The organism is Microbacterium sp. NPDC077644 (genome assembly GCF_040702785.1).
Classification (GTDB): domain Bacteria; phylum Actinomycetota; class Actinomycetes; order Actinomycetales; family Microbacteriaceae; genus Microbacterium.
Map to the genome: position 1 here is coordinate 224,588 of NZ_JBFBME010000002.1, position 25,699 is coordinate 250,286.

The window sequence follows — 25,699 nt, forward strand, 5'->3', positions numbered from 1 at the left end:
TTGCGTCTATGTCACCAGCATCCGTCACCGTCGCATATTGGCGGCGACCGCCTATGACTGTGTGCGCTTCGTGGTCGTGCGCGACGGCTCGATCATCCTCACCGATGCCGATGCCGATGCCGATGCGGGCGGGTCGGCGTCGGTGGGTGATGTGGTGCTGGTCGCCCCGAACGTCGAGTTCGGGTACGAACCCGAGGGCACCGTCACGGTGAGGACAGTGGCAGTGGATACCGATTACTGGTCGAGCAGTTGTTCTGGCAGCACCTCGACGTGCTCGCGGACGGCGAAGCCGCACGCGACCTCGCAACTCACCTGTATCCCGATCCGGTGCAGGTGCTGCGCGTCGGAGAATCGCAGGCCGAACGGCTCGGGCCGATCCTCGATGAACTCGCCACACTCACCGGCGAAGACCAATCGCCGCGCGGCTACTTCCGTGCGTATGCGCTGCTGTTCACGGTGCTCGCCGCCATCGCGCCGCTGGTTCGTCACGCGCCGGTGGAGGTGCCGCCGCTGACCTCTCGGCAGCGGGCCGTGCGGGTCGCGCCTCCCCGGTGGCGGGAGTTCAAGCCGGTGCGCCGCGAGATTATGCGCACGGCGGCGCTCATGCAGAGCAACATCGCCAGGCAGTGGCCGCTCACCGAACTGGACGCGCACGCCTGCCTGTCGCCGAGTCAGCTCAATCGGGTGTTCAAGGACTCGTTCGGGGTGACGCCGCCGGTGTACCTGTCGATCCTGCGCGTACAGGAGATGGCGCGCCTGATCCGCGAAACCGATCTGCTCATCGGCACGATCACCGAACGGGTCGGCTGGTGCCACCACTGCGGGCAAGCCTCGCGCATCTTCCGCCGCTACATGGGCGTGACCCCCATCGAGTACCGGCGCTACGGCCCACCGTCCGCGAGCCGGGCGGGGCCGGGCGTCGGCATCGCCACCGCACGCGCCGACGACTCCCGTGGGAACGGGTGCGCACCTACCTACTGACACCTGCCCACACGACCGGAGGAACCCGACGATGAGCACCGCCACCACGCGACCGCGATACGCTCCGGCGCGCCTGCATGTCGGGGTGGGGGTGACGGTTCCGGCAAATTGCCGGAACCGTGCGACCAGGGCTTTTACTCCCGGCCGGGGTGGTTCCGTCGAATCGGCGGCACCACACTCGCGGGGCGACGGTCGGGGAAAATTTCCCACACCGTCCAGCCTGCGACCTCGGCCCGCTGTGCTGCTCGTTGTGGTTCTCGTGACGGTGGTGGCAAATTGGCACCACCGTCCGACCAGGAGTTTCGCCGTTGCCCCCGCGAACCAAGCCGCATCCGCTGCGACCTCACCGCGACCGTTCACGGTGGTGTCGAATCGCCACCACCGTCGGACCTGCGCTTTCGCTCCGCTCGGCTGGCCGTCACGGGCGCGAACGGTGCCGCAAAATTTGCGGCACCGTTGAGCCGGTTCACGAGGGTACCGAATCGGCACCCCCGTGACATACCCCGTTTGGGGTCGGTCGCAGGTAGCTCCCTGTGGATAAGTCTGCATATAGTACCTCAACTCGATGCCAGGTACTAGATGTACCCGGCCATGAGGTTGGTGGCGTTTCCGGTCTTGTGAAAGGGGAGAACCTCCGGGCTTAGTGGAGATGTCTGACGTCTTCACGAACTCGGAGGTTCTCGTGTCCCACCGTAATGCCCGCTTGACCGTGCACGGCAGGCTGCTCATCGTCCATCGTGCCGGTGCCGGGTGGAAGCAGGCGCATATCGCCGCGGCAATGGGCGTGTCCCGACGCTGCGTGAAGCGGTGGCTGGACCGCTACCGCGCCGAGGGTGAAGCCGGTCTCTACGATCGCTCCTCGCGGCCTCACCACGTCGCCAACCGCACCCCCGATGCCAGGGCCGCGGCGGTGGTCGCGATCCGGAAGAAGGAACGAGTCGGCCGTGACGAGGTCGCGGCCCGCACCGGGGTGCCGGCGCGGACGGTGTCGCGCATCATCGCCCGGTCCGGGCTGCCTCGTCTGGTCGATCTGGACCCGATGACCGGGGAGCGGATCCGCGCGTCGAAGACCACAGCGGTCCGCTATGAACGCGAGCAGCCCGGCGAGCTGGTGCACATGGACGTGAAGAAGCTCGGTCGCATCCCCGACGGCGGCGGGTGGAAGGCGCACGGCAGAGCGATGGGCTCCACAGCCGCCCGGAAACAGACCGTCGTCGGCTACGACTACGTGCACTCCGTCGTCGACGACCACTCCCGGCTCGCATACTCCGAGGTCCTCCCCGACGAGAAGGGCCCGACCTGCGCCGCGTTCCTCGAACGCGCCATCGGCTACTTCGCCGCGCACGGCATCCCCCGCATCGAGCGGCTGATCACCGACAACGCCTGGGCCTACCGATGGTCGCTGCGCGGCGTCTGCGGCGCGCACGGCATCCGGCAGAAGTTCATCAAACCGCACTGCCCGTGGCAGAACGGCAAGGTGGAGAGGTTCAACCGGACCCTGCAAACCGAATGGGCCTACCGGCAACCGTTCACCTCGAACGACGACCGCACCGCAGCACTTGACCCCTGGCTCGAGCACTACAACACTGGACGACGCCACTCAGCCCTCGGAGGCAACCCCCCGATCAGCCGACTGCAACCAACGTCCTGACCCCGTACACCTAGATGTTGTGGTTTGCCTGTCGTACCTGTCTACATGGATACCTCGACGCAGACCACCACAACCACGCCCGAACCAGCCTCGACCGATGCCCCCGAACCACTCGGCGCACGCCTCGCGCGGGAGAGCCGCGCAGCGCAGGGCCTGCCTCCGGTCATCGCTGACCCACGGGTGCGTGAGCAACTGCAAGCCCTCTGCGGCCTGCCGAAGGCGCGGGGGCGTTAGGCGCGCCAGACGAACTCGACCCGATGTGCGAGAATCCCCGCCCGGTACACCTCACGGCGGGCATGAAACGCTTCGACGGTCTCATTGCGCCGCCTCGCCGGTGTCGCGCCGTTCATCCCCCTGGGCAGGGCGTGAACGAGGACGGCTTCAAGGACGAGACTGGCGGCCTGGTGCTGCCACATCGGGGTACGGTCGGCCCACTCCTGTGCGACGGTCGTCATATCAATCGACGGGCCAGTGTGCTCCGGCACCGTGGCGGCGTACTCGCGGCGGGTGCGTTCGATGCGTTCGGCGATCCGTGAGCGTTGCCGCACCCACATCGACTTGTCGATCAACCCGTCGTAGTAGTCATCATCGAGCCGGGCGAGGCGTTCCCGGTCGGCATCGAGCGTCGCGGCAAGCCCCACTCGTGCGGCCTGATCCGCGCCCGGAGACTGGCGCTTGGCGGGGTTGAGGGTGATCTGCTCGAACGTCGCGAGCACGGCTTCCTCCACGAGTTTGGTGAGGTCGCCGGAACGGATCGAGCGGTTGCACCCGCCCGGCACCTGTTGCACACACTGATACACCTGGCCGCGATGCAGCATGGCGCGTCCGCAGGTCGAGCAGCGGATCAGACCCGAGAACGGATACAGCCGTTTCGCCGCCCCACTGCCGGGCTGATGGAAGTTTCGGGCCTGCTTGCGGGCATCGAGCACATCGGAGACCTGCTGCCAGGTGTCCTCGTCCAAGATCGCGGGCCACGCGGCGGTCGTCTGCATCAGGGAGGTTTTCGACCGGGTGCCGTCCGGCAACAACGGTCGATACTCCCGTACCCCCTTGATCGAGGGGTTGCGCAGCACCAGTTTGAGTGTCCGATCCGACCACCGGCACCCGTGCGTCGTACGGATACCCCGCCGGTTCCAGTCGGTGAGAATCCGGTACAACGTCTCTCCGGCCAGCACCCGCCGCGCGGCTTCCCGCACCAACTCGGCAGCCTCGGGGTCGATCACGAGCGTGTGGTTCTCGGCGCGGTAGCCGAACGGCACCTGCCCACCATGCCAAGTGCCCTCGATGGCCTGCTGCTTCGCCGCCCGAGCGACACGGCGGGCGGTGTCGGCTGAGGACTTGTTCGCCATCGCGACCAGCACCCGCGCCATCGCCACATCAGAATCCGTATCCAACCTCAGCGAGCCGGTCACGGAGCGGACGCTGAAGCCGTTGAGTACCTTGGCGTCGATCAGGTCTTCCAAGTCTCTCGGGTCGCGCACCGCCCGATCCAGGTCGTAGGCGATCATCACCCCGGCGCGCTGCTCGCTGAGGTGCTTCAACATCGCGCGGAACTCCGGGCGCACCACGCGCCGCACCCGCTCACCCGTCGGGAGTGTGATCGTGCGCTGCTTGAACGCCGACGTGTCGTTCTCCCGGTACACCTGGGCGACTTCCCACCCGTGCGCTGCCGCATACGCCCGGCAGTCAGCTTCCTGCCGGTCAACACCGCGCTCGGTGCCCTCGGGATCATCACTGATCCGCACATACACCACCGCCCGCAACGACGGCGACGCCTGCGCCGTCGCCTGGTCGTTCGGCTCATTGCCTGCGGTTCGTTCCTGCTGATCGTGGCTCATCTCAGCCACCGCCTTCCTAGCTCTCATCGAGAGGTAGGTGCGTTTACAGAACCTCGGCTACTCGTGCACGACGACTCGGGCGAACCGCGCAAGATCATCATCTTCACCGAGCACAAGGACACCCTTGACTACCTGCGGCAGAAGATCACGACGCAGCTGGGTCGCCCGGAGTCGGTCATCACGATTCACGGCGGCACGCGCCGCGAAGACCGCAAGGCGGCGCGCGAGCAGTTCACCTACGACCGCAACACCGTCGTGCTCCTGGCGACGGATGCCGCGGGCGAAGGCCTCAACCTGCAGCGGGCGCACCTCATGGTCAATTACGACCTGCCGTGGAACCCGAACCGGATCGAGCAGCGTTTCGGCCGCATCCACCGCATCGGCCAGCGGGAAGTGTGCCACTTGTGGAACATGGTCGCGAAGGACACACGCGAGGGGGACGTGTTCACGCGGTTGCTGTCGAAGATCGACCAGATGTCGATCGCGTACAACGGCAACCTGTTCAACGTTCTCGGCGACGCGGATGCTTTCCAGGAGAAGTCGCTCCGTGAACTGCTGATCGAGGCGATCCGGTACGGCGACGAGCCGGAACGCAAGGCCGAGCTCGACCGAGTCATCGACGCGAGCGTCGCCCACGGGCTCGACACCATGGTCGCTGAACGAGCCTTGCACCCCGAGATGTACTCCTCGCTCAATCTCGAAGAGATCCGTGAGCGGATGGAGAAGGCCCGCGAGCGACGCCTGCAGCCCGGATACATCGCGGCGTTCTTCCTCCCCGCCTTCGAACGCCTCGGTGGCCGTATCCGTCGGCGCGAGAAGGGCCGATACGAGATCACGCGGATACCACAGCGCGTCATCGACACGGCACGCCGACTCAACCGGTGGGCACCTGTGCCGGAGCGGTACGAACGAGCCACGTTCGAGACTGCACACGTTCGCCCCGAGAATCAGACACAGGCGGCACTTCTCGCCCCCGGCCACCCGCTCCTCCAAGCGGTCATCGAACTCACGATCGAAGACCTCGGGCCCGTGCTCAAACGAGGAACCGTGTTCGTCGATCGCCGTGAACAGCAATCCGAGCACACTGCACTGCTGTATGCCGTCGAGCAGCGCATCCAGAACGCCACCACCGATGCCGACACCGTGTCGCACCACTTCGACTACCCCGTCCTCGACACCACGGGGGCTGTCACGCTCGCTGCTGCGCCGCCCTACCTCGACTACGACGCACCACACGCGGGTGAGGCTGCGGCAATCGCCGAGGTCCTCGCGGACGAGTGGGCAAACAGCGACCATGAACGCTCTATCCGGACGTGGGCGTATCGAGACGGACTCGCACCTCGCATGGACGAACTCGCCGCGCGGATAGCCGTGGATGTCGACCGCACCCGCGTGCAGGTCAAGGAACGCCTCCTGGCCGAGATCAACCATTGGGACCGCGAGCACAATCGCCTCGAAGCGCTCGAACGCTCCGGCACCATAGGCCGCCTCCGCGCCGACGCCGCGCTCCAGCGAGCCCGCCAGCTCGACGAACGACTCGACAAGCGGCTCCGCGCCCTCGACGAGAGCACGCAACTCGTCGCACTTCCCGCCGTTGTCCGCGGGTCAGCACTCGTCGTGCCGAGCAAACGACTGTCGCCTGGCGACGAGGATGCCGCGCCTCAGACCTTCGCGCGCAACACCGAGCTCGTCGAACGCCGAGCCGTCGAAGCCGTTCTCGCTACCGAACGCGCACTCGGCCGCACGCCCCACGAGATGCCCAGGAACAATCCCGGATACGACATCCAGTCCTTCGATCCCGACGGGCGCATTCACTACATCGAGGTGAAGGGGCGGATCGAGGGGTCCGACACCTTCACCATCACGACGAACGAGGTCACGTTCGCGCAGACGCAGGGCGACCGTCACCGACTCGCCCTCGTCCTCGTGTCGCCGGACGGCGAGAAGCGGGACCGACTTCGCTATGTCATGGACGCGTTTACCCACATTGAGCCGTCCGCGACAACACGGTCGTACAACGAGGAATGGCACGACTACTGGGATCGCGGAGGCCCACCGCGATGACAGATTCAGGCGACACGACTAACGGACCCACGAGAGATGCATCAGTGAACGCAGCACCCAAGAAGAAGCTCATCGAGACGTCTCTGCCGCTCGAAGCCATCAACTTCGCCGCCGCTCGTGAGAAAAAGTCGATCCGCAAAGGGCTACCTCTGATGGTGCACCTTTACTGGGCGCGCCGCCCTATTTCGGTCGCACGCGCCGTTCTCTTCGCCCAGCTGGTCGACGACCCTGCGTCTCGTCCGGAAGAGTTCCCCACAGTCGATGCGCAGGACGCGGAGCGTGCACGACTGCATCGACTGCTCGAGCGGCTGATCATCTGGGAGAACAGCAATGATGATGCGCTTCTTGCCCAGGCGAGAGCGGAAATCCGCAAGAGCAACGATGGCAAGCTACCCTCCGTCCTGGACCCGTTCGCCGGCGGTGGGGCCATTCCACTCGAAGCGCAGCGGCTGGGGCTCGAAGCGCACGCGAGCGACCTAAACCCCGTCGCGGTCCTCATCAACAAGGCGCTCATCGAGATTCCGCCGACCTTCGCCGGCCGACCACCTGTCCATCCAGGCGCTGCTGGGACCCGCAATGCGTGGGGCCGCTCCGAGGGATTGGCGGAGGATGTTCGCGCGTACGGCAACTGGATGCGAGACCAAGCCGAGCGGACCATCGGGCATCTTTACCCCAAGGTCACCGGACCAGACGGTACGCAGCACACTGTCATTGCCTGGATCTGGGCCCGCACCGTCAATAGCCCGAATCCGGCAAACCCAATCGAGGTTCCGTTGGTTCGCTCCTGGTGGCTGAACAAGAAGAAGGGTAGCGAGGCGTGGATCGAAGCCCGGGTTGTCGGCAGAAAGATCCACTACGAGGTGCACAATGACGCCAACGGCCCGAAGGGTGATGACGACGGCACCATCAAGCACGGGAAAGGCGCCCGCTCGGTTGCTGATGGCACACCCTTCACGTATGACTACGTCCGCGAAGCGGGGAAGCGGGGCGAGCTTGGAGCACACCTCATAGCCGTAGTGGCGGAGGGCGCGCGCGGCCGACTCTACCTATCGCCCACTGCAGAGCAGGCCGCGGCCGCGGCGGTCGATCGTCCGGATTCATCTATCGATGCCGACGTACCAACGAACCCCCGTTGGTTTTCGCCACCGGCCTATGGATTGACGAAGTTCTCCGACCTCTTCACCAATAGGCAGCTCGTTGCGCTGACCACGCTGAGTGATCTCGTCGCGGACGCCCGCGAGAAGGTCCGCGACGACGCGCTTGCCGCGGGTCTCCCGAAGGGCGACCGACTCGAGAATGGAGGGACTGGCGCGGAGGCTTATGCAGATGCCGTCGCAACGTATCTCGCGCTGGCGGTCAGCCGAGAAACCAACGCCTCGTCATCAAGTTGCGGCTGGGACAGCAGTCTCCAGAAGATCCGAAACGTGTTCTCTCGTCAGGCCATTCCCATGGCGTGGGACTACGCAGAGGCGAATGTGTTTTCGACATGGTCTGGAGGGTTCATAACCCAGATCGATGGAATGGCCGACGCCATCGACCGTCTCCCGGCGGGACGTCGAAGCACCGCACGTCAGGCGGATGCCTCGACACGTGACTACTCGGGCGCCGTCATCTCCACCGACCCGCCCTACTACGACAACATCGGTTACTCGGACCTATCGGACTTCTTTTACGTCTGGCTGCGACGATCTCTTTCAACGATCCACTCGAAGACGGTTGGGACTATGCTCACTCCGAAGTTCGAGGAGCTTGTCGCTAATCCGTACCGACATGATGGCAAAGCAGGAGCGGAGAAGTTCTTCATCGAGGGCTTCAACTCGGTCTTTGCCCGAGTCCGCGAGGGCGCAGACCCGAATGTCCCGCTGACTGTCTATTACGCGTACAAGCAACAGGAGGCCAACGCCGAGGGGACCTCCTCTACCGGCTGGCACACGCTACTGGACGGTCTCATTGACTCTGGGTGGGAGATAACCGCGACGTGGCCCATGCGAACCGAGATGAGCGGAAGGCTAATCGGTTCAAATGCCAACGCCCTGGCCTCTTCGATTGTCCTGGCTTGTCGCCCCCGCCCGAGCGATGCGCCTACGACGACCCGACGAGCGTTCGTGGCCGCACTGAAGGCGGAGCTCCCAGAGGCGCTACGCACGTTGATGCAGGGCGCGATTGCACCCGTCGATCTCGCGCAGGCGGCAATTGGACCCGGCATATCCGTGTTCTCCCGGTACTCGCGGGTGCGGGAGGCGGATGGCTCCGACATGAGTGTGAAGGACGCACTCCTGCTCGTAAACGCCACGCTGGACGAAGTAATCGGCGAGCAAGAGTCGGACTTCGATCCCGACACTCGGTTCGCAGTCAAGTGGTATCGCCAATACGGCTGGACCCAGGAGAACTCCGGCATTGCTGACCAGCTTGCGCGCTCTTCCGATACGTCGATCGGAGCGCTTGAGCGCGGGGGCATCTTCGAGGCAAAGGGCGGGAAGGCGCGACTTCTCTCGCCGACCCAGCTTGAAGGCGCATGGGACGTGAGCGCCGACGAGCGCGTCAGCGTGTGGGAGGCGACGGTTCGCCTTGCGGCGGTGATGGCAAAGCACGGAGCCGATCAGGTCGCTTCCCTGCTTCCTTCAGTTCAGACGCGGGTGAATCTCGACGCGGTGAAGGAGTTGGGATTCCTGCTATTCCACGAGGCCGAGAAGAAGCGCGACACCAAAGACGCGATTCTCTTCAACGGGCTGGTGAGTGCGTGGGGTGACGTGAACGAGCAGGCGCGAAAGCACGCCGGTACGCCGCGGGCCGTTCAGCAGGCGTTCGACTTCGATGAGGATGGGGACTGAGCTCGATGGCGATGAACAACCGTGATCGCGTGGGAAAGGCCTTCGACCTGTTGTCGGAGGGTCTGCTCGATTCCGTCGATGAAGTGATGACCGCAGCCTACGGTACGTCGGATTGGCCTGCCGCGTGGGCACAAGAAGACGCGCAGCGCCGGGGTGGACTAGCCCGAACGCTGACTAAGCATGATGTGCAGGTGCAGCTTCGCGCGATCACCGAGCAGGGCTACCGGTTCAAGGACGTGCTGTCGCGTGCGCAGCAGGGTTTCGGCTCAGAGCTCCGCGAGACGCGAAATCTGTGGGCGCACAACGAGCCGTTCAGTTCTGATGACGCGGCGCGCGCGCTCGACACGATCGAGCGACTGCTTCATGCCGTTGGAGCGGTGGACTCGGCCGAGGACGTCCGTAAGCTCCGGGTCGACCTACAGCGCACGGTCTTCGAGGATCAGACGCGTAAGCAGGTCAAGCGGACGGCAGTGACGCTCGACCCGGGTTCGGGGTTGCGGCCGTGGCGCGAGGTTATCCGCCCGCACGATGATGTGGCACGCGGCGAGTTCACGGCATCCGAGTTCGCTGCCGACCTGCATCTCGTGCGAACCGGTCAGGCGACGAGCCCCGAGTATGGCGACCCGGTCGAGTTCTTTACCCGCACCTACCTCACAGAGGGTCTGCGGGATCTGCTGTCGCGCGCGCTCCGACGCGTGGGCGGCGGGGACGGCAACGCGAGTCCGGTCGTCAACCTGCAGACCAACTTCGGTGGTGGCAAGACGCACTCGATGCTCGCTCTCTACCACCTCTTCAGCGGCACCCCCGCAAAGGACTTCCCGCAGGAGCTGCAGGAGCTCATCGCCGAGACCGGAAACCCGGATCTTGCGGCGCTGGGCGTGAAGCGCGTCGCGCTCGTCGGCACGTACTTGAAGGCGGGATCACCTCTCATTAAGGACGACGGGACCGAGGTGCGCACGCTCTGGGGCGAGCTCGCGTGGCAGCTCGGCGGCCGCGCGGCGTACGACCTCATCGCAGACGATGACCGTGCTGGGACGAACCCCGGTGAAGCGCTGCGGACGCTGATCGCGAAGTACTCGCCGGCGCTGATCCTGATCGACGAGTGGGTCGCGTACGCCCGGCAGCTCGTCACGGACAAGGAGCTTCCGTCAGGCTCGTTCGAGACACAGTTCACGTTCGCGCAGTCGTTGACGGAGGTCGTGCGGTCAGTGCCCGGCGCGATGCTCGTCGTCTCGATCCCGGCATCTGATACCGGTGATGCGGGTAGCGGTAGCGACATCGAGATCGGTGGCGCCAACGGCCAGCTTGCGCTGGAGCGCCTGCAGAACGTGATCCGCCGGGTCGCCGACCAGTGGCGACCGTCGAGCAAGGACGAGTCGTTCGAGATCGTCCGCCGCCGGATCTTCCAGGCGCCGAACGCTGAGGGCTTGACCACGATCTCCGCCGTAGCTCGCAGCTTCGTCACTCTTTATCGGAGCAACACCGCCTTATTCCCCCGGGATGCCGCGGCACCGAGTGACGACTACGAGCAGCGCATTCGCGCGTCGTACCCGCTGCACCCCGAGCTGCTGGATCGCCTCTACGAGGACTGGTCAACGTTGGAACGGTTCCAGCGCACCCGCGGCGTGCTCAAGCTCGTGTCGTCCATCGTGCACGAGCTGTGGGCTTCGAACGACACGTCCCCGCTGATCCTCCCCGGCAACGTGCCGCTGGAAGCGACGACGGTCAACACCGACCTCACTCAGTATCTCGAGGACCAGTGGAAGCCGATCATCGACTCGGACATCGACGGTCCGGGGTCGATGGCGCAACAGATCGACCTCGACCGCCCCAATCTGGGCCAGCGGTTCGTGACGCAGCGGATCGCGCGAACGATCTTCATGGGAGCTGCCCCGAGGATCAAGGCGTCGCGGAAAGGCTTGGATAAGCAGTACGTCTGGCTCGGAACCGCGGCGCCCGGTGACACGCTCGGCAACTTCGGCAGTGCGATCGAGCTGCTCGCGCAGCGGTCGACGTACTTCTACGAGGAACAGGGCCACTATTGGTTCGACACTCAGCCGTCGGTGACGAAGACTGCGAACGACTATGCCGAGCGACTCCGCGAAGACGTCGAGACCGTGTGGAACGAGATCACCGAGCGACTTCGCAGCGAGGAACGTGCGCGCGGTGTCTTCGATCGAGTTCACGTCGCGCCGGCATCCAGCGCCGACATCCCCGACCTCGAAGACGCGCGCCTGGTGATCGTCCACCCGCGCCACTCGCGGCGGAAGTCCGACGGTGCCAACTCCTCAGCCCACCAGTGGGTGCGCGAGGCGATCGAGACCAAGGGCGCCAGCCAGCGCGTGCACCGCAACACTCTCGTGTTCCTGGTGGCCGATAAGAGCGAGCTGGAGAGCCTGGAGGCCGCTGCTCGCAGCTATCTCGCGTGGAAGCGCGTGCAGGCGACCAGCGAGAGCCTCAACCTGTCGGTACAGCAGCGCAAGCAGACCGACGACTGGGTCACGCGCCTGGATCGGACCGTCTCGGATCGAATCCGCGACACCTTCGTGTGGGCGGTCTACCCCGAGCAGTTCGACGCCACCAAGCCGTTCGAGCTGATCACCGACAAGGTGCCGGACTCGAGCGGCCGCTCGCTTGCCGAGCGCGTCGCCGCAAAGCTGTCCCGCGACGATCAGCTTGTGACCGAGCTGGGTGCGCCGATCCTCGGAGCGACCCTCCATCAGGAGCTTGGGCAGCTGTGGCGCGACAAGGGCGAGATCAGCGTTGGCGAGTTGTGGGGCTACTTCACGCGCTACGTCTACCTGCCGCGCCTCGTCAAGAGGGAGACGCTCGACTCCGCGATCGAACGCTCGCTCAACTCGGTCCTCGTCGACGGCGAGAAGTTCGCGATCGCGTCAGCGAAGGACACTGAGGCCAGTCGCTACCGCGGACTGATCGTGCCGCCTGCGCAGAACGCCGCGCTCCAGGTGACCGACAGCACGCTCCTCGTGGACTGGAACAAGGCCGACGAACAGGCCTCTGCAGATCGTGCCGCCGCCGCTCGAGAAGCCGCCCGGCGCGCAGCAGAGGACGGCGCCGCCGAGGTCGGCCCGGTGGACGTCGTCTTGATCGATGACGAAGCAGACGAGGAGGGATCGAACGAAGAGAGCTCCGCGCCGCGACGCCCGAGCCGCTACTTCGGCTCCGTGAAGGTCGACCCCGACCGGTACTCGCGCGACATCGGAAACGTGACTCGCGAAATCATCGACCGCCTCGCCGGCGCCGGCGCCAAGCTCGAGATCACCATCGACATCCAGGCCAGCAAGAGCGACGGATTCGACGAAGGCGAAGTGCGCACGATCTCCGAGAACGCGCGCGTTCTCAAGTTCGACCCGAGCTCCGGTTTCGAGAACTGACCAGAGTCTGGACACGATCAATGACCCGATTCCTCGTGTCGGCGGTAGCGCCGAATGGTGGCAGTATCGACCGTCAGCAGGTTGACGCGGGCAGTGAGCGGGAAGCTGCAGATCAGTTCCTCGCCATCCACACCTGGGACCCTCCGCTCAAGGTGACGTCCATCAGTCGAATGCCGACTGATGGTGACAAGTTCCCCGACTCGGTCACCATCAGACGAGCTGGCGTCTTTGGGATCGACTCGGTTGGCTCTGAGCACGAATTCATCGAGATCTCGGACTGGTCGCACCCAGTCCAGTACTTCGTCGGGCGAAATGGCAGCGGAAAGTCAAAGGCCGCTCGCGCGATCGCCTTGGCCACAGGCGAGCGGATCCTGACAACCGATCGCCTGGTCGGGTTGATGAACGTTGTTAACCACGGCTGGGGTTCAACACCCACCGAGTACCGCGGCGTCCCAATCGGCGAGGAAGAACGCCGACAGATCCTCGAGATGGCAAGGCTCGCTGGTCTCGCGACCACTGAGCTCTATGCGCTTCGTGAGGAGCCAGAGGTCCTGCTACGCGTTGCAGCTTTCACCCGTCGCGCTCTCGGGCGATCCATCGAACTGCGCGAAACAGCCGGATTCCTAGACCCGTACGTGCGCATGGGATCAGTCGAGTACTCGTTGCTTCGAGACGAGGGTCACGGTCTTCGCGAGCTGGTGGTCCTCCTCGCCGCGGTCTATCGAGATGACTGGCGGTTGCTTGTTGTCGATGAGGCGGAACTCCACCTGCACCCCTCCATGGCCAGGCTGTGGCTCGCCGAGCTGAACAGAGAATGCGAGCAGTCGGGACGATCCGCGATCGTAGTCACACACGAGCCGAGCTTCTTGCGGCCACGACTCGCCAGCGACTTGGCGTCGATTTGGGTCTTCGGCGCCGGATCGCCGCCGCGCCGGATGAGCGAGAGCGTCTTGGATGTGCAAGCGGACCGCGTGGAGGCTTCGCTCGCACAGAATCCACAACTGGTAAGCGACATCGTGTTCTCGCCCCGACCTGTTCTGCTCGAGGGTGTGACGGATGTCGCCGCGATGTCTACAACTCTTACACGCGTCGCGTCGGCGGAAGTGGTCGCGCAGACAGATCTCGTCGACTGCGGCGGGAGCGGCGGTGTGGCGTTATGGCTGGAGATCTGCACGAAGCTGGGCTTGGACGTACGCGCGGTGTGTGATCTTGACGCGCTGTTCGACCCCGAGATGCAGCGCACCCTCGACTCACTGCCGGGGCTCTCAAGTGCAATCACGGAGACGTTCGCCGAGAGCCCCGGTCGGATCTCAACGGTGCTGCGTCCCCTAATCCGCAAAGCGGATGAGGCTAAGGTTCCGAGCGATCCCGCATCGAGGGGAGCTTGGTTGGCCGGTCTCGATGACGAGTCGACTGCGGAGGGCATCCGAAAGGCGCGGCTCCTCACTTTGCTTGCGGACCACGGGGTGTGGGCGCATCCGCAAGGCACGTTGGAGCAGGTTCTAGCTATCGATCGCAAGGGCGTCGCTGAGGCACGTGCCGCAGCCTCGGTGACCTGTGACCTCGACCCCGCCGCGGTGTGGTCCGCCTACGAGCTTGACCTCCATGGCGACGTTGAAACGCTTCTCGCAGTGGCCGTGGAAAGAGTCGCGCACTCGATCATGGAAGCCCTCAGAGAGGACCCATCGGCCCAGTTTGGTTCGCCGGTCGGAACATCCGCGCAGGCTGACGCGCGCCTCGTCAAGGTCCTTCCGGTTGGCGAAGGCGTGCACAGGCTGGAAGTGATTGCGCCGGCTGCCTTCGCAGGGTGGTGGCTCGAGTTCTCACGGGAGAGCAGAGCGACCGACTTGAACCTCCAAGCACCAGCCTGACCGGCGCTTGGATGTCTCTTGAGACATCCGACTTGCGCATAAACGCCGGCTCGAGGAACCGCGAATCGATCCGCTCCGTCTCCGACTTGACCAGATCGAGCATGTCGTCGACCAGCCAACGAGGCGTGAACACCTCGCCGTGATCAGAGACGCGCTGCCGTGATTTGACCAGGCGCTCAGGCGGCGCGGCATCCCCATTCCCATTCACGATCATGAGTGTACAAGTACCCGGGGACACACGCCCTGGCACGATCAACCTGGGTTGATCAGGCTTGATGGGTGCCCCGAATCCCGTCCGCCGCCGCAACTCACGTCGGCACGAGAATCGCCGCACAGCGCAAGGCGCGAGGCCTCACTCAGGACCAGCTCGCGGTGCTCAGCGACATCGACTCGTCGAACATCCGCAGCTACGAATCAGGGCGCGCGATGCTCAGCGTTCAGACGCTCGTGCGCATCGCCGAAGCACTGAAGACGGAGCCCGGCGAATTCCTCGATGGACTCACCTCGGAGATGTTCGGCGGAGCGGCCACGAAGCAACGCGCGTCGTAGGCAGGGCGCGCGACGTTTCGGCTCGCTCCGCTCGCTCAACGACCTGAAGCGAGAACCCAGGAGAGAGCCTTTCCAGTGTCACGGCCGAATGTCGTAGGTATGTTCGATACTCGGTGCATGAACACGACACCTGCCACCGAGGCTGAACAAATCGTCCGCTCACTCGCACGCACGCTGACCGCCCCGCAGCCGACCGAATGCCTTCCGTGCTACCTCGATCGCGTACTGCGCGTCGCGCGGTGCGACGGAACGTTACGACTCGCGAAGCGATACCGCGACACGGTCGCTCCGCGCGCCACCGCCCTGGAGCGACGGATGCACCAGTCCGGCGGATGCTGCGACTGCGAGATCCTCATGAACGTCTACGAATCGAAATCCGACGACGTGCACCCATGCCAGGGCACACGAAAAGGAAGCACCTCGCCGTGCGGACTGTGGAGGCCGGTACGTCACTGGTGACCCCGCGGCATCCGCTTGATGCGATGCGGCGACTATGCCCGCCCCTGGGACCGCATGGTACCACGCGTGTCCAGGGCGAGCTCCTCGGCGTCTATCGCCGTCATCAGCTCGCGCATGAGCTCCTCGTCGAGGCCGTCGGCATCGCGCGCAGCGAGCAGCACCTCGCGCCGCACGTGCAGCCAGCCCTTCGACAGCGCGACGAGATCGTCGTACGACGGCCGCGGCACGGACTCCTCGACCTGCTGCGCACGATCGGTGTCGGTCTCCACCCGCGTCATCCGCGACGTGAACGCGTCGAACGCCTTCATCTCGGCCTCGCCGTACTTCGCCGCCCACACCCCGCGCTGCTCGGCCAGGAACTTCTTGCCGGCCTCGCGGCTCCGCCGGCGCACGGCCGCCATCGCCGCGGTATCCTCGGCGTGATCCGCGTCCCCCGCAACCCCGAGCCGCCGGATCAGCACCGGCAGCGTCAGCCCCTGCAGCAGCAGAGTCGCCACGGTCACGATGAACGCGACCACCACGATCGCGTGCGAGGACTTCACGTCCAACGTCGCGAGGTCCGCCGCGGCGAGCGCCGTCGCCAGCGTCACGACCCCGCGCATGCCCGCCCACGAGATGACGGCATTGTCCTTCCAGTCCAGCGTCGGCTCGGTGAGCCGCTCCTTCATCTGTTCCGCGGTGACTGGCCGACGACCCGGTCTCTGCCGGCTCTCATCGAACCGCCCTGCGGCCACCGCTCTATCCCAGCGACGCAATCGTGCTCGCTCCTGCCAGCGAGCGAGCGCGTGAGCCGGATAGATGTACAGCGGCCGGACCAGCAGCACGACCGCACAGCGCCCGACAGCAGCAGGATGTGCCACACCGACTCGTCGCCCAGGTCGCTCAGCACGCGCTTGAACTGCAGACCGATGTACGCGAACACGAAGCTCTCCAGCAGCAGATCCGCCGACAACCACAGCGGCGCCTCCTGCTGCCTCGTCGTGTAGTCCGTGCGCGGTGCGTTAAACCCGACGTACAGACCCATCGCGACGACGGCGAGCACGCCGGAACCGCCCAGGTGCTCGGCGATCGCATAGGCCCCGAACGGCACGAGCAGCCCGAACGTGCCGATGACGACGGGATCGGCGACACGCATCCGCAGCTGATGGAGGAGGATGCCGAACACCAGCCCGATGGCGACGCCGAGCACGACGGCCAGAGCGAACTGCCAGATGCCGTCCCACACCGTGAGCGTCGCGCCCGCGATGATCGCCGCGAACACCCGGTAGAGCGTGAGCGAGGTGGCGTCGTTGATGAGGCTCTCCCCCGACAGCACCGTCATGATCCGCCGCGGCAGCCCGAGCTTGCGGCCGATCGCCGCCGCCGACACGGCATCCGGCGGCGCGACGATCGCGCCGAGCAGCAACGCCCCCGGAAGCGTCAGCGACGGCATGATCAGCCACGCGATCACCCCGACGACCGCGGTCGTCAGCAGCACCAGCCATATCCCCAGCCGCCGGATCTGCGGCAGGCTGCGCTTGAACCCCACGAACGAGACGTCCAGCGCCGCCGAATACAGCAGCGGCGGCAGCACGATGTTCAGCAGCACGTGCCCGTCGATCTCCATCTCGGGGATGAACGGCAGAAAGGATGCCGCGAGCGCCACGACCGTCACGAGCAGCGGCGCCGGCCACCCCCGCCATCGCGCGATCGCCGCCACGACCACCGAGCCGACGAGAACATAGAACAGCGTGGCGTCCATGCCGAAAGACTACGCGGGGGAATGCTGGCGCCCGCGGCCCGGTTGCCAGAGATGATGACTGCTGCAGCCCCCGCCCTGTCCGTGCTCGACCTCGTTCCGGTGCGAACCGGTCAGACCAGCTCCGAGGCCATCGCCGCCTCCCTCGCCCTCGCCGAGACGGCCGACCGGCTCAGCTACCGCCGCTACTGGTTCGCCGAGCACCACAACATGCCCGCCGTGGCATCCACCACTCCCCCGGTGCTCATCGCCGCCGCGGCGTCGCGCACGACCACGATGCGCCTGGGCTCGGGCGGCGTCATGCTCCCCAACCACGCTCCCCTCATCGTCGCCGAGCAGTTCGCCGCCCTCGAGGCCATCGCCCCCGGCCGCATCGACCTCGGCCTCGGCCGCGCTCCGGGCAGCGACCCCGTCATCACGCAGCTGCTGCGAACCGCCGGAACGACCAGTGACGTGGAGCAGTTCCCCCGCCACGTGCAGGACATCGCGCTGCTCCTCGGCGCCGAGGGCGCCAGCCTGCGCTTCACGTCGGGCGGGGAGTACACCGTGCACGCCACCCCGGCGGCCACCGGCGCACCCGAGGTGTGGCTGCTGGGTTCGAGCGACTACTCCGCCCAGCTCGCGGCATCCCAGGGCCTGCCCTACGTGTTCGCGAATCACTTCTCGGGTCAGGGGCTCGAGCGCGCCCTCGACCTGTACCGCACCGGATACCAGCCGAGCGAGGCGCACCCGACTCCCCGGACCTTCCTCACCGTCAACGCCGTCGCCGCGTCGACGGCCGAAGAGGCCGAGGAGCGTGCACTCCCCCAGCTGCGCATGATGGCCCGCCTGCGCCTGAACAAGCCGCTCATCGCGCTCGAGACCGTCGACGAGGCCCTCGCAGCGGCATCCGACCCCCAGACCGATCAGGTCATCGAAGCGGCGCGCTCGCGCTGGTTCGTCGGCACCGGAGAATCGGTCGCGGCCGAACTCCGCGAGTTCGCGGCGAAGTTCGGTGTCGACGAGGTCATGCTCTCCCCCGTCGCCGGCGCGTACGCCGCCGAGGCGATGGATGCCGCGACCGGCCGCGCGCAGACCCTGGAGCTGATCTCCGCCGCACTCTGACCAGCCTCTGGCCGAAACGCCCGTGCGGGAGTACGGTCAGCAGTATCGAGTCGGAAGGGGGCGGTCATGAGTGCAACGCAGACGCGCGGACTCTGGGTCGCATACGGATCGAACGGGGTCGTCGGCAGCATCCGCCACGAGGACGACGACTACATCGTCGTGATGGCCGCAGCGGATGCCGAGACCGGGCGCTATCCGAGTCTCGAAGTCGCCAAGGGCGCCCTGTACTCGCACATGTCGCCGGGCAGCTCCTGGCCCCGGTACCAAGAGCACTGACGGACGGTCAGACCTCGGGCTCGCCGGTGATGAGCCCGCGCAGCCAGTCGCGCGCCTCGACGAAGACCTCGTCGGCGTAGCGGTCCGGATACTGAACGATCTTCCGGTCGGCCCGCGGGTACGACCCCAGGAACACCACGCGCGGGCTGAACCGGCGGATGCCGAGCAGCGCATCCGCCATCCGCTCGTCCGCGACGTGGCCGTCCGCGTCGAGGACGAACCGGTAGCGCCCGAGCGCGTCGCCGATCGGACGCGACTCGATGAGCGACAGGTTGATGCCGCGGGTCGAGAACTGCTCGAGCATGTCGAGCAGCGCGCCGGGGTGGTCGTCGGGCAGCTCGACGATGAGGGAGGTCTTGTCCGCGCCGGTGGGATCCGGCGGCGTCGTGGTCCGCGTCACGAGCACGAACCGCGTGACGGCCGAGGTGCTGTCGCCGATCTCGGAGGCGAGCACGTCCACGTCGTAGTGCTGCACGATTCCGGGCGGAGCGATCGCGGCCTGCGCGGGCGACGACCCGTCGAGGACGCCGATCGCGGATGCCACGTTGCTCGCCGCAGGCACGTGGGCGTGGTTCGGCAGGTGTTCGCCGAGCCAGCTGTGGCACTGCGCATACGCGACCGGATGCGCGGCGATCACCGTGACGTCGTTGAGCGTCGTGCCGCGCGGCGCGACGAGCACGAAGTTCACCTTCACCAGGTACTCGCCCACGATCCGCAGGCCCGGCAGCGTCGCCAGAGCATCCTGCGTGGTCGAGACGCCGCCCTCGATCGAGTTCTCGATCGCGATCATCGCGGCGTGGCTGCGCCCCTCGAGCACGTCCGCAAGCGCCTCGCCGACGTTGTGCACGGCCCGCCACTCCTGCCCTCGGGCCTCGGCGACCTGGTCCAGTGCCGCTTCGGTGAAGGTGCCCGCAGGGCCCAGGTAGCTGTAGGTGCGCCGTTCAGTCACGCGTTTCACCTTAGCCCTGCCCGCCCTCCCCGGCGCGAGACGGCATTCGGCGTGCGCGCACGCGATGAATTCGGCGTGCGCGCACGCGATGATCGGGGCAGACTGTTCCCATGACCAGTCGTGCCGGCCTCCCCGCGGAGGAAAGTGACCTCATCGATGTCGACGCCCTGATCGCCGCGTACTACGACCGGCATCCGGATCCGTCAGACCCCGCGCAGCGCGTCGTGTTCGGCACGAGCGGCCACCGGGGTTCGTCGCTGTCCGGCAGCTTCAACGAGAACCACATCCTCGCCACGACCCAGGCGATCGTCGACTACCGACGCGAGCAGGGCATCGCAGGTCCCCTGTTCCTCGGCCGCGACACCCACGCGCTCTCGCTCCCAGCCGAACGCAGCGCGATCGAGGTGCTCGTCGCGAACGGCGTCGACATCCGCGTCGACGCCCGCGACTCGTGGGTGCCGACCCCGGCCCTCAGCCACGCGATCCTCACGTACAACCGCGCCCTTCGACAGGCTCAGGGAGCGGGAGACGCGGATGCCGCGGGCCGGGCAGACGGCATCGTCGTCACCCCGTCGCACAACCCGCCGCGCGACGGCGGCTTCAAGTACAACCCTCCGCACGGCGGCCCCGCCGACACCGACGCGACGAGCTGGATCGCGAACCGCGCGAACGAACTGATCGAGGGCGGCCTCGAAGGCGTGAAGGCGCAGAGCTTCGCCGACATCGACTGGGACGCCCTGCCGAGCTACGACTTCCGCGACGCGTACGTCCGTGATCTGCCGTCGATCATCGATGTCGAGGCGATCAAGAAGGCCGGTGTCCGGATCGGCGCCGACCCGCTCGGCGGAGCCTCGGTCGACTACTGGGCGCTCATCAAGGAGATGCACGGCATCGATCTGACCGTCGTCAACCCCGAGGTCGACCCCACGTGGCGCTTCATGACCCTGGACTGGGACGAGAAGATCCGGATGGATCCGTCCTCGCCGAACGCCATGGCATCCCTCGTCGCGAAGAAGGGCGACTTCGACGTCCTCACCGGCAACGACGCCGACGCCGACCGACACGGCATCGTGACGCCGGATGCCGGGCTCATGAACCCCAATCACTACCTCGCCGTCGCGATCGACTACCTGTTCTCGCACCGCGCGGACTGGCCGCGGGATGCCGCGGTCGGCAAGACCCTCGTGTCGTCCATGATCATCGACCGCGTCGCCGAGTCACTCGGCCGCCGTCTGCTCGAGGTCCCGGTCGGCTTCAAGTGGTTCGTGCCCGGCCTCCTCGACGGCTCTGTCGCGTTCGGCGGCGAGGAGTCCGCCGGCGCATCGTTCCTGCGCCGCGACGGATCCGTGTGGTCGACCGACAAGGATGGCATCCTGCTGTGCCTGCTCGCGGCCGAGATCATCGCCGTCACGGGAAAGACCCCGTCGGAGCGCTACGCCGAGCTCGAGCAGGCGTTCGGCGCATCCGCCTACCAGCGGGTCGACGCCCCGGCGACGCCCGAGCAGAAGGCCACCCTCGGAAAGCTCGCACCCGAGTCCGTCACGGCGACGACGCTCGCCGGCGAGGCGATCAGCGCGAAGCTGTCGCACGCGCCGGGCAACAGCGCTGCGATCGGCGGCCTGAAGGTGCAGACCGAGCACGCGTGGTTCGCGGCGCGCCCGTCCGGCACGGAGGACGTCTACAAGCTCTACGCCGAGAGCCTCAAGGGTCCCGAGCACCTCGCCGAGGTCCAGGAGGAGGCCAGGGCGGTCGTTGCTGAGGCGCTGGGCGGCTAGAGCCGCCGAGCGAGGTCCGCACCGGCGGCTCTCAGCCACCGGGCGGGTTCGCCGAGGGACGCCTCAGCGGAGCCGGCGAGATCGGTGAGCGAGACGGCTGCCGCGAACAGGCCGGTGTCCGCCTCGGGTGTGATGCGACCGGCCACGACCGCGGCGCGCACTCCTGCGGCTGCGGCGATCCCGGCGACGTACGAGGGGACCTTGCCGTCTCCGGACTGCCCGTCATAGGAGCCCTCGCCCGTGATGACGACGTCGGCACCGGTGACGGAATCCGCCAGTCCGATCAGACGGGAGACTTCAGCTGCACCGGACTCGATCCGCGCGCCGCATCTCATCAGGGCGGCACCGGCACCACCGGCGGCGCCGGCTCCGGGCAGGCTCGGGTCGACGCCGATCAGACCTGCCAGGCGGGCGAGCGAGCGATCCACCCGTCGGATGTCGGCATCCGCCGCGAAGCCCTTCTGCGGACCGAACACGGCCGCGGCGCCGCGATCGCCGGTCAGCGGGTTGGTGACGTCAGTGAGCACGACGGCGTCGGGGATCGGACGCAGCCCTGTCAGGTCGACGGCCGCGACGTCGAGGAGACCGCGCGCGCCGGGCGCTACGGGTGCCCCGGACTCGTCGAGGAATCGAACGCCGAGCACACTGAGCAGACCCACGCCGCCGTCGGTCGATGCGCTCGACCCGATGCCGAGCACCAGACGGGAGACGCTGTGGTCGAGGGCCGCCACGATCGCCTGTCCGAAGCCAGAGGTGTCGGCATCCCAGGGACGCAGCTCGTCGAGCAACTCGATGCCCGACGTCGAACCGATGTCGATCACGGCGGTGCCGGCGGGATAGTCCGGCGTCGGCGGCAGCAGCAGCCAGGATGTATCGGTCGGCGTCCCGGCCGGCCCGTCGACGGCGATCGGCATCCGCTGGGCACCCGGAACAGCCGTGGCGAACGCATCGACGGTCCCCTCGCCGCCATCCGCCATCGGGCGCGACAGGATCACCGCAGCTGGATCGACACGGCGCCAGCCGTCAGCGAGTGCCCTGGCCGCCTCCGCGGCCGAGATCGTCCCCTTGAAGCTGTCGGGAGCCATCACAACAGTCGTCATCCTCGGAGCCTAGCGAGCGCGCGGAGCGCACCCTTCACGGTGCGGGCTCGCACGTCGCGCGGTTCGCAGAGTGCGAGGATGGAGACACTGCGAATCGAGCACGAGGAGAGCACATGTCCTGGATCGTCACCGGCGGCGCCGGCTACATCGGAGCGCACGTCGTGCGCGCACTCGCAGCAGCCGGGCTCACCCCGGTCGTCCTGGACGACCTGTCCAGCGGCGTCCCGTCGTTCGTGCCCGGGGACGTGGCGCTCGTCGAAGGAAGCATCCTCGATCGCGACCTCGTCGAGAAGACGCTGCGCGATCACGCGGCCGAAGGCGTCATCCACGTCGCCGGCTTCAAGTACGCCGGCGTCTCGGTCCAGCGCCCGCTGCACACCTACGCGCAGAACGTCGAGGGCACGCGCGTGATCCTCGAGGCGATGGAGGCCGCCGGCGTCCGCAACATCGTCTTCTCGTCGTCCGCTGCCGTGTTCGGCACGCCCGATGTCGACCTCGTCGTCGAGGACACCGCGAAGCGGCCGGCGAGCCCGTACGGCGAGTCGAAGCTCATCGGCGAGTGGATGCTGCGCGACCAGGGCGTCGCGACGGCCGGGAGCGCCGCACCCCTGCGGCACACCTCGCTGCGCTACTTCAACGTCGTGGGGTCCGCGGACCCGACCGTCTACGACGTCAGCCCGCACAACCTCTTCCCCATCGTGTTCGAGAAGCTGCTGGCCGGCGAGACCCCGGCGATCTTCGGCGACGACTACGACACCCCCGACGGCACGAACGTGCGCGACTACGTGCACGTCGGCGACATCGCCGCAGCGCACGTCGAGGCCGCGAAGCGCCTGGCATCCGGCGAGCCGATCGAGCCCGCGTACAACCTCGGTTCGGGCGACGGCCTGTCGGTGAAGCAGATCATGGACGCCATGGTGCGCGTCACCGGCATCGACTTCGTGCCCGAGATCGGTCCTCGCCGCCCCGGCGACCCGGACCGCATCGTCGCCACCGGCGAGCTCGCCGCCCGCGACCTGGACTGGCAGATGCGCTACACGGTCGACGAGATGGTGCAGACCGGCTGGGAGGCCCGCCGCAACGCGGGCTGAGCGATGCTCGTGCGCGCAGCTGTTCCCGCCGATGCCGACGGCATCGGCGAGGTGCACGTGCGCTCCTGGCAGGGCGCGTACCGCGGTCTCATGCCGCAGGACGTACTGGACGCACTGTCGGTCGAGCAGCGCGCGGAGGGCTGGCGCGGCATCCTCGGCGACGCGTCGCGCGCCTCGCGGACGCTCGTCGCCGAGCACGAGGGGCGCATCATCGGGTGGGCGAGCTTCGGCGACGCGCGCGATGCGGATGCCGTGGGCACCGGCGAGCTGTGGGGCATCTACGCGCACCCTGACACCTGGTCGTCCGGGGTCGGACACGCGCTGATCACCGCGGTCGAGCGCGACCTGGCGGATGCCGGGCACACCGTCGCCTACCTGTGGGTGCTGGACGGCAACGAACGCGCGAGCGGCTTCTACGAGCGGCACGGCTGGGATGCCGACGGCGGCGTCAAGGTCGACGAGCGCCCCGGGCTCGTGCTGCACGAACGGCGGCATGTGAAGGTGCTGGGGAGGGCGGTGTGAGCAAGGCCCCCATCGTCGACACGGCTTCCGGCCCGGTGCGCGGCTTCTGGCGCGACCACGGAACGCCGGACGCATCGGCCGCGTTCCTCGGCATCCCGTTCGCGAAGCCGCCGGTCGGCAAGCTCCGATTCGCAGCTCCCGTCCCTCCCGATCCGTGGACCGAGCCGCTGGATGCCACCGCCTACGGCGCCACGCCGCTGCGCATCACCGGTGTCGACAACCTCATCCCGGAACCCGCGATCCCGGGCAAGAGCACCCTGAACGTCAACGTCTTCACGCCTGCCCTCGACGGCGCCCTCCCCGTGCTCGTCTGGATCCACGGCGGCGGCTACACCGAGGGTTCGCCGGCGAGCCCCTGGTACGACGGCGCCCGGTTCAACCGCGACGACGTCGTGACCGTGACGATCTCGTACCGCATCGGCTTCGACGGCTTCGGGCACATCGAAGGAGCCGCGGCGAACCGTGGCGTGCTCGACTGGATCGCCGCCCTCGAGTGGGTGCAGCAGAACATCGCCGCGTTCGGGGGCGATCCGTCCCGGGTCACGATCGGCGGCCAGTCGGCCGGCGGTGGCGCAGTGCTGACGCTGCTCGGGATGCCGCAGGCGCAGCACCTGTTCCACCGGGCGATGTCGTTCTCGGGCGCTCTCGCCGATGTTCCTCTCGCCACCGCGAAGGCCAGGGCGGACCGGATGGCCGAGATCGGCGGAGTGCAGGCGGATCTCGAGGGCTTCCGCACCCTCACCGAGCGCCGCATCCGCCAGCTGCAGCCGCAGGCCGCGACGCCGCGGAAGGGCATCGGCATGGTGTTCGACCTGCTCGGCGACGGCCTGCCGTGGGGCCCGATGATCGACGGCGAACTGATCCGGCAGCCCACCGTGGACGCGCTCACCGCGGGCGTCGGACGCGACAAGCCGCTGATGCTGGGGTCGGTCGACGACGAGTTCACGATGGTCGCCGAGCGCGAGGGCGGGCGTGTGAAGTGGCTGCCGTCCGGCATCCTGCTCCTGCCGTTCCTGCGCCCGTGGCGCACCCGCCGCGCGTATCTCGCCGCCAATCGGCCGCAGCGCAAGAGAGGCGGCGTCGCGATGGTGGGGCGCTTCATCAGCGACCACGTGTTCCGCGTGCTCGTCCCGCGCGTCGCGGAGGCGCGAGCCCATGCAGATGCCGGTACCTGGGCGTACCGGTTCTCCTGGGTGTCGCCGGTGAAGGGCTGGGCGTGCCACTGCCTCGACGTGCCGTTCTGGTTCGACGGACTCGACCGCGAGAAGGTCGCGAACCTCGCCGGGGAGGACCCGCCGCAGAAACTGGCCGATGAGATGCACGCCGCCGCCGTCGCGTTCATCGCGGGGGGCGACCCGGGCTGGCCGGCATGGTCGACCGCCCCCGGTGTCGCGCGCGTGTTCGGCGGGACGGGCGCGACTGTCGCCGACGATGCCTACGACAGCGTCCTCGCGCTCGTCTGAGCGCACTCGGACCGACGCCGCCCGACGACGCGAGAAGCTTTT

Annotated in this window: 19 protein-coding genes; 14 read left to right on the forward strand and 5 right to left on the reverse strand. The window is 67.2% G+C overall.

Annotated elements, in window-relative coordinates; genetic code table 11:
• The first annotated feature begins 270 nt into the window (after positions 1-270).
• Together AB0269_RS08010 and AB0269_RS08015 are read left to right on the forward strand one after the other, a co-directional pair.
• Positions 271-981: an AraC family transcriptional regulator gene (locus AB0269_RS08010; RefSeq protein ID WP_157553712.1), complete on the forward strand. Its 711-nt coding sequence runs from the start codon at positions 271-273 to the stop codon at positions 979-981.
• Between the two features lie 682 nt (positions 982-1,663).
• Positions 1,664-2,632 carry an IS481 family transposase gene (locus tag AB0269_RS08015; protein ID WP_101852925.1) on the forward strand — a complete coding sequence of 323 codons (969 nt, stop codon included), beginning with the start codon at positions 1,664-1,666 and terminating at the stop codon, positions 2,630-2,632.
• A 230-nt stretch (positions 2,633-2,862) separates the two neighbouring features.
• Here the strand turns inward: AB0269_RS08015 and AB0269_RS08020 are convergent, their stop codons facing one another.
• Positions 2,863-4,470, reverse strand: coding sequence for a recombinase family protein (locus AB0269_RS08020; RefSeq protein ID WP_024476692.1), 1,608 nt, complete (start codon positions 4,468-4,470; stop codon positions 2,863-2,865).
• A gap of 63 nt (positions 4,471-4,533) precedes the next feature.
• On the opposite strand from AB0269_RS08020, the gene AB0269_RS08025 reads away from it, so the two are divergent.
• The 6 genes from AB0269_RS08025 to AB0269_RS08050 all read left to right on the forward strand — a co-directional run bounded on the left by AB0269_RS08025 (position 4,534) and on the right by AB0269_RS08050 (position 15,639).
• Positions 4,534-6,534: a helicase-related protein gene (locus AB0269_RS08025; protein WP_195694482.1), complete on the forward strand. Its 2,001-nt coding sequence runs from the start codon at positions 4,534-4,536 to the stop codon at positions 6,532-6,534.
• 44 nt (positions 6,535-6,578) lie between these two features.
• On the forward strand, positions 6,579-9,365 hold the full coding sequence (locus AB0269_RS08030) for a DUF1156 domain-containing protein (protein ID WP_228177893.1): 2,787 nt from the start codon (positions 6,579-6,581) through the stop codon (positions 9,363-9,365).
• 11 nt (positions 9,366-9,376) lie between these two features.
• Positions 9,377-12,760, forward strand: coding sequence for a DUF499 domain-containing protein (locus AB0269_RS08035; protein ID WP_366210690.1), 3,384 nt, complete (start codon positions 9,377-9,379; stop codon positions 12,758-12,760).
• 20 nt (positions 12,761-12,780) lie between these two features.
• A complete protein-coding gene (locus AB0269_RS08040) occupies positions 12,781-14,631 on the forward strand; it encodes a TOPRIM nucleotidyl transferase/hydrolase domain-containing protein (protein WP_267189608.1) in 1,851 nt (616 codons plus the stop codon).
• Positions 14,632-14,910: 279 nt separating this feature from the next.
• Positions 14,911-15,180 (forward strand): helix-turn-helix transcriptional regulator, encoded by a 270-nt coding sequence (locus AB0269_RS08045; RefSeq protein ID WP_366210691.1) that lies wholly within the window; start codon positions 14,911-14,913, stop codon positions 15,178-15,180.
• 117 nt (positions 15,181-15,297) lie between these two features.
• Positions 15,298-15,639, forward strand: a complete 342-nt coding sequence (locus AB0269_RS08050) for a DUF2695 domain-containing protein (protein ID WP_366210692.1) — start codon at positions 15,298-15,300, stop codon at positions 15,637-15,639.
• Positions 15,640-15,671: 32 nt separating this feature from the next.
• Here the strand turns inward: AB0269_RS08050 and AB0269_RS08055 are convergent, their stop codons facing one another.
• Together AB0269_RS08055 and AB0269_RS08060 are read right to left on the reverse strand one after the other, a co-directional pair.
• Positions 15,672-16,307: a cation:proton antiporter gene (locus AB0269_RS08055; protein ID WP_366210693.1), complete on the reverse strand. Its 636-nt coding sequence runs from the start codon at positions 16,305-16,307 to the stop codon at positions 15,672-15,674.
• On the reverse strand, positions 16,304-17,380 hold the full coding sequence (locus AB0269_RS08060) for a sodium:proton antiporter (RefSeq protein WP_366210694.1): 1,077 nt from the start codon (positions 17,378-17,380) through the stop codon (positions 16,304-16,306). Before AB0269_RS08060 ends, AB0269_RS08055 begins: the two co-directional genes overlap by 4 nt.
• 54 nt (positions 17,381-17,434) lie before the next feature.
• Between AB0269_RS08060 and AB0269_RS08065 the strand changes: the two genes are divergently transcribed.
• Positions 17,435-18,481 (forward strand): LLM class flavin-dependent oxidoreductase, encoded by a 1,047-nt coding sequence (locus AB0269_RS08065; RefSeq protein ID WP_366210695.1) that lies wholly within the window; start codon positions 17,435-17,437, stop codon positions 18,479-18,481.
• A gap of 66 nt (positions 18,482-18,547) precedes the next feature.
• Positions 18,548-18,757, forward strand: coding sequence for a methyltransferase (locus tag AB0269_RS08070; RefSeq protein WP_175985027.1), 210 nt, complete (start codon positions 18,548-18,550; stop codon positions 18,755-18,757).
• Positions 18,758-18,764: 7 nt separating this feature from the next.
• On the opposite strand, the gene pheA is transcribed toward AB0269_RS08070, so the two are convergent.
• A complete protein-coding gene (gene pheA, locus AB0269_RS08075) occupies positions 18,765-19,715 on the reverse strand; it encodes a prephenate dehydratase (protein WP_366210696.1) in 951 nt (316 codons plus the stop codon).
• A gap of 101 nt (positions 19,716-19,816) precedes the next feature.
• On the opposite strand from pheA, the gene pgm reads away from it, so the two are divergent.
• A complete protein-coding gene (pgm, locus tag AB0269_RS08080; protein WP_366210697.1) occupies positions 19,817-21,481 on the forward strand; it encodes a phosphoglucomutase (alpha-D-glucose-1,6-bisphosphate-dependent) in 1,665 nt (554 codons plus the stop codon).
• On the opposite strand, the gene AB0269_RS08085 is transcribed toward pgm, so the two are convergent.
• Complete coding sequence (locus tag AB0269_RS08085) at positions 21,478-22,581, reverse strand: glycerate kinase (RefSeq protein ID WP_366210698.1); 1,104 nt, start codon at positions 22,579-22,581, stop codon at positions 21,478-21,480. The two genes, pgm and AB0269_RS08085, sit on opposite strands and share 4 nt — an antisense overlap.
• Positions 22,582-22,694: 113 nt before the next feature.
• Between AB0269_RS08085 and galE the strand changes: the two genes are divergently transcribed.
• From galE to AB0269_RS08100, 3 genes are read left to right on the forward strand one after another with little or no spacing between them, the layout of a single operon-like run.
• Positions 22,695-23,672 (forward strand): UDP-glucose 4-epimerase GalE, encoded by a 978-nt coding sequence (gene galE, locus AB0269_RS08090; RefSeq protein WP_366210699.1) that lies wholly within the window; start codon positions 22,695-22,697, stop codon positions 23,670-23,672.
• A 3-nt stretch (positions 23,673-23,675) separates the two neighbouring features.
• Positions 23,676-24,194, forward strand: a complete 519-nt coding sequence (locus AB0269_RS08095) for a GNAT family N-acetyltransferase (RefSeq protein ID WP_366210700.1) — start codon at positions 23,676-23,678, stop codon at positions 24,192-24,194.
• Positions 24,191-25,657 carry a carboxylesterase family protein gene (locus AB0269_RS08100; protein ID WP_366210701.1) on the forward strand — a complete coding sequence of 489 codons (1,467 nt, stop codon included), beginning with the start codon at positions 24,191-24,193 and terminating at the stop codon, positions 25,655-25,657. Before AB0269_RS08095 ends, AB0269_RS08100 begins: the two co-directional genes overlap by 4 nt.
• Positions 25,658-25,699 lie beyond the last annotated feature (42 nt).

Excerpts from the sequence above, each read along its gene's own strand:
- AB0269_RS08020 (WP_024476692.1), bottom strand. The coding sequence starts at position 4,470 with ATGAGCCACGATCAGCAGGAACGAACCGCAGGCAATGAGCCGAACGAC.
- AB0269_RS08035 (WP_366210690.1), top strand. The coding sequence starts at position 9,377 with ATGAACAACCGTGATCGCGTGGGAAAGGCCTTCGACCTGTTGTCGGAG.
- AB0269_RS08040 (WP_267189608.1), top strand. The coding sequence starts at position 12,781 with ATGACCCGATTCCTCGTGTCGGCGGTAGCGCCGAATGGTGGCAGTATC.
- AB0269_RS08050 (WP_366210692.1), top strand. The coding sequence starts at position 15,298 with ATGAACACGACACCTGCCACCGAGGCTGAACAAATCGTCCGCTCACTC.
- AB0269_RS08055 (WP_366210693.1), bottom strand. The coding sequence starts at position 16,307 with ATGAAGGAGCGGCTCACCGAGCCGACGCTGGACTGGAAGGACAATGCC.
- AB0269_RS08060 (WP_366210694.1), bottom strand. The coding sequence starts at position 17,380 with ATGGACGCCACGCTGTTCTATGTTCTCGTCGGCTCGGTGGTCGTGGCG.
- AB0269_RS08065 (WP_366210695.1), top strand. The coding sequence starts at position 17,435 with ATGACTGCTGCAGCCCCCGCCCTGTCCGTGCTCGACCTCGTTCCGGTG.
- AB0269_RS08070 (WP_175985027.1), top strand. The coding sequence starts at position 18,548 with ATGAGTGCAACGCAGACGCGCGGACTCTGGGTCGCATACGGATCGAAC.
- pgm (WP_366210697.1), top strand. The coding sequence starts at position 19,817 with ATGACCAGTCGTGCCGGCCTCCCCGCGGAGGAAAGTGACCTCATCGAT.
- AB0269_RS08085 (WP_366210698.1), bottom strand. The coding sequence starts at position 22,581 with ATGACGACTGTTGTGATGGCTCCCGACAGCTTCAAGGGGACGATCTCG.
- galE (WP_366210699.1), top strand. The coding sequence starts at position 22,695 with ATGTCCTGGATCGTCACCGGCGGCGCCGGCTACATCGGAGCGCACGTC.
- AB0269_RS08095 (WP_366210700.1), top strand. The coding sequence starts at position 23,676 with ATGCTCGTGCGCGCAGCTGTTCCCGCCGATGCCGACGGCATCGGCGAG.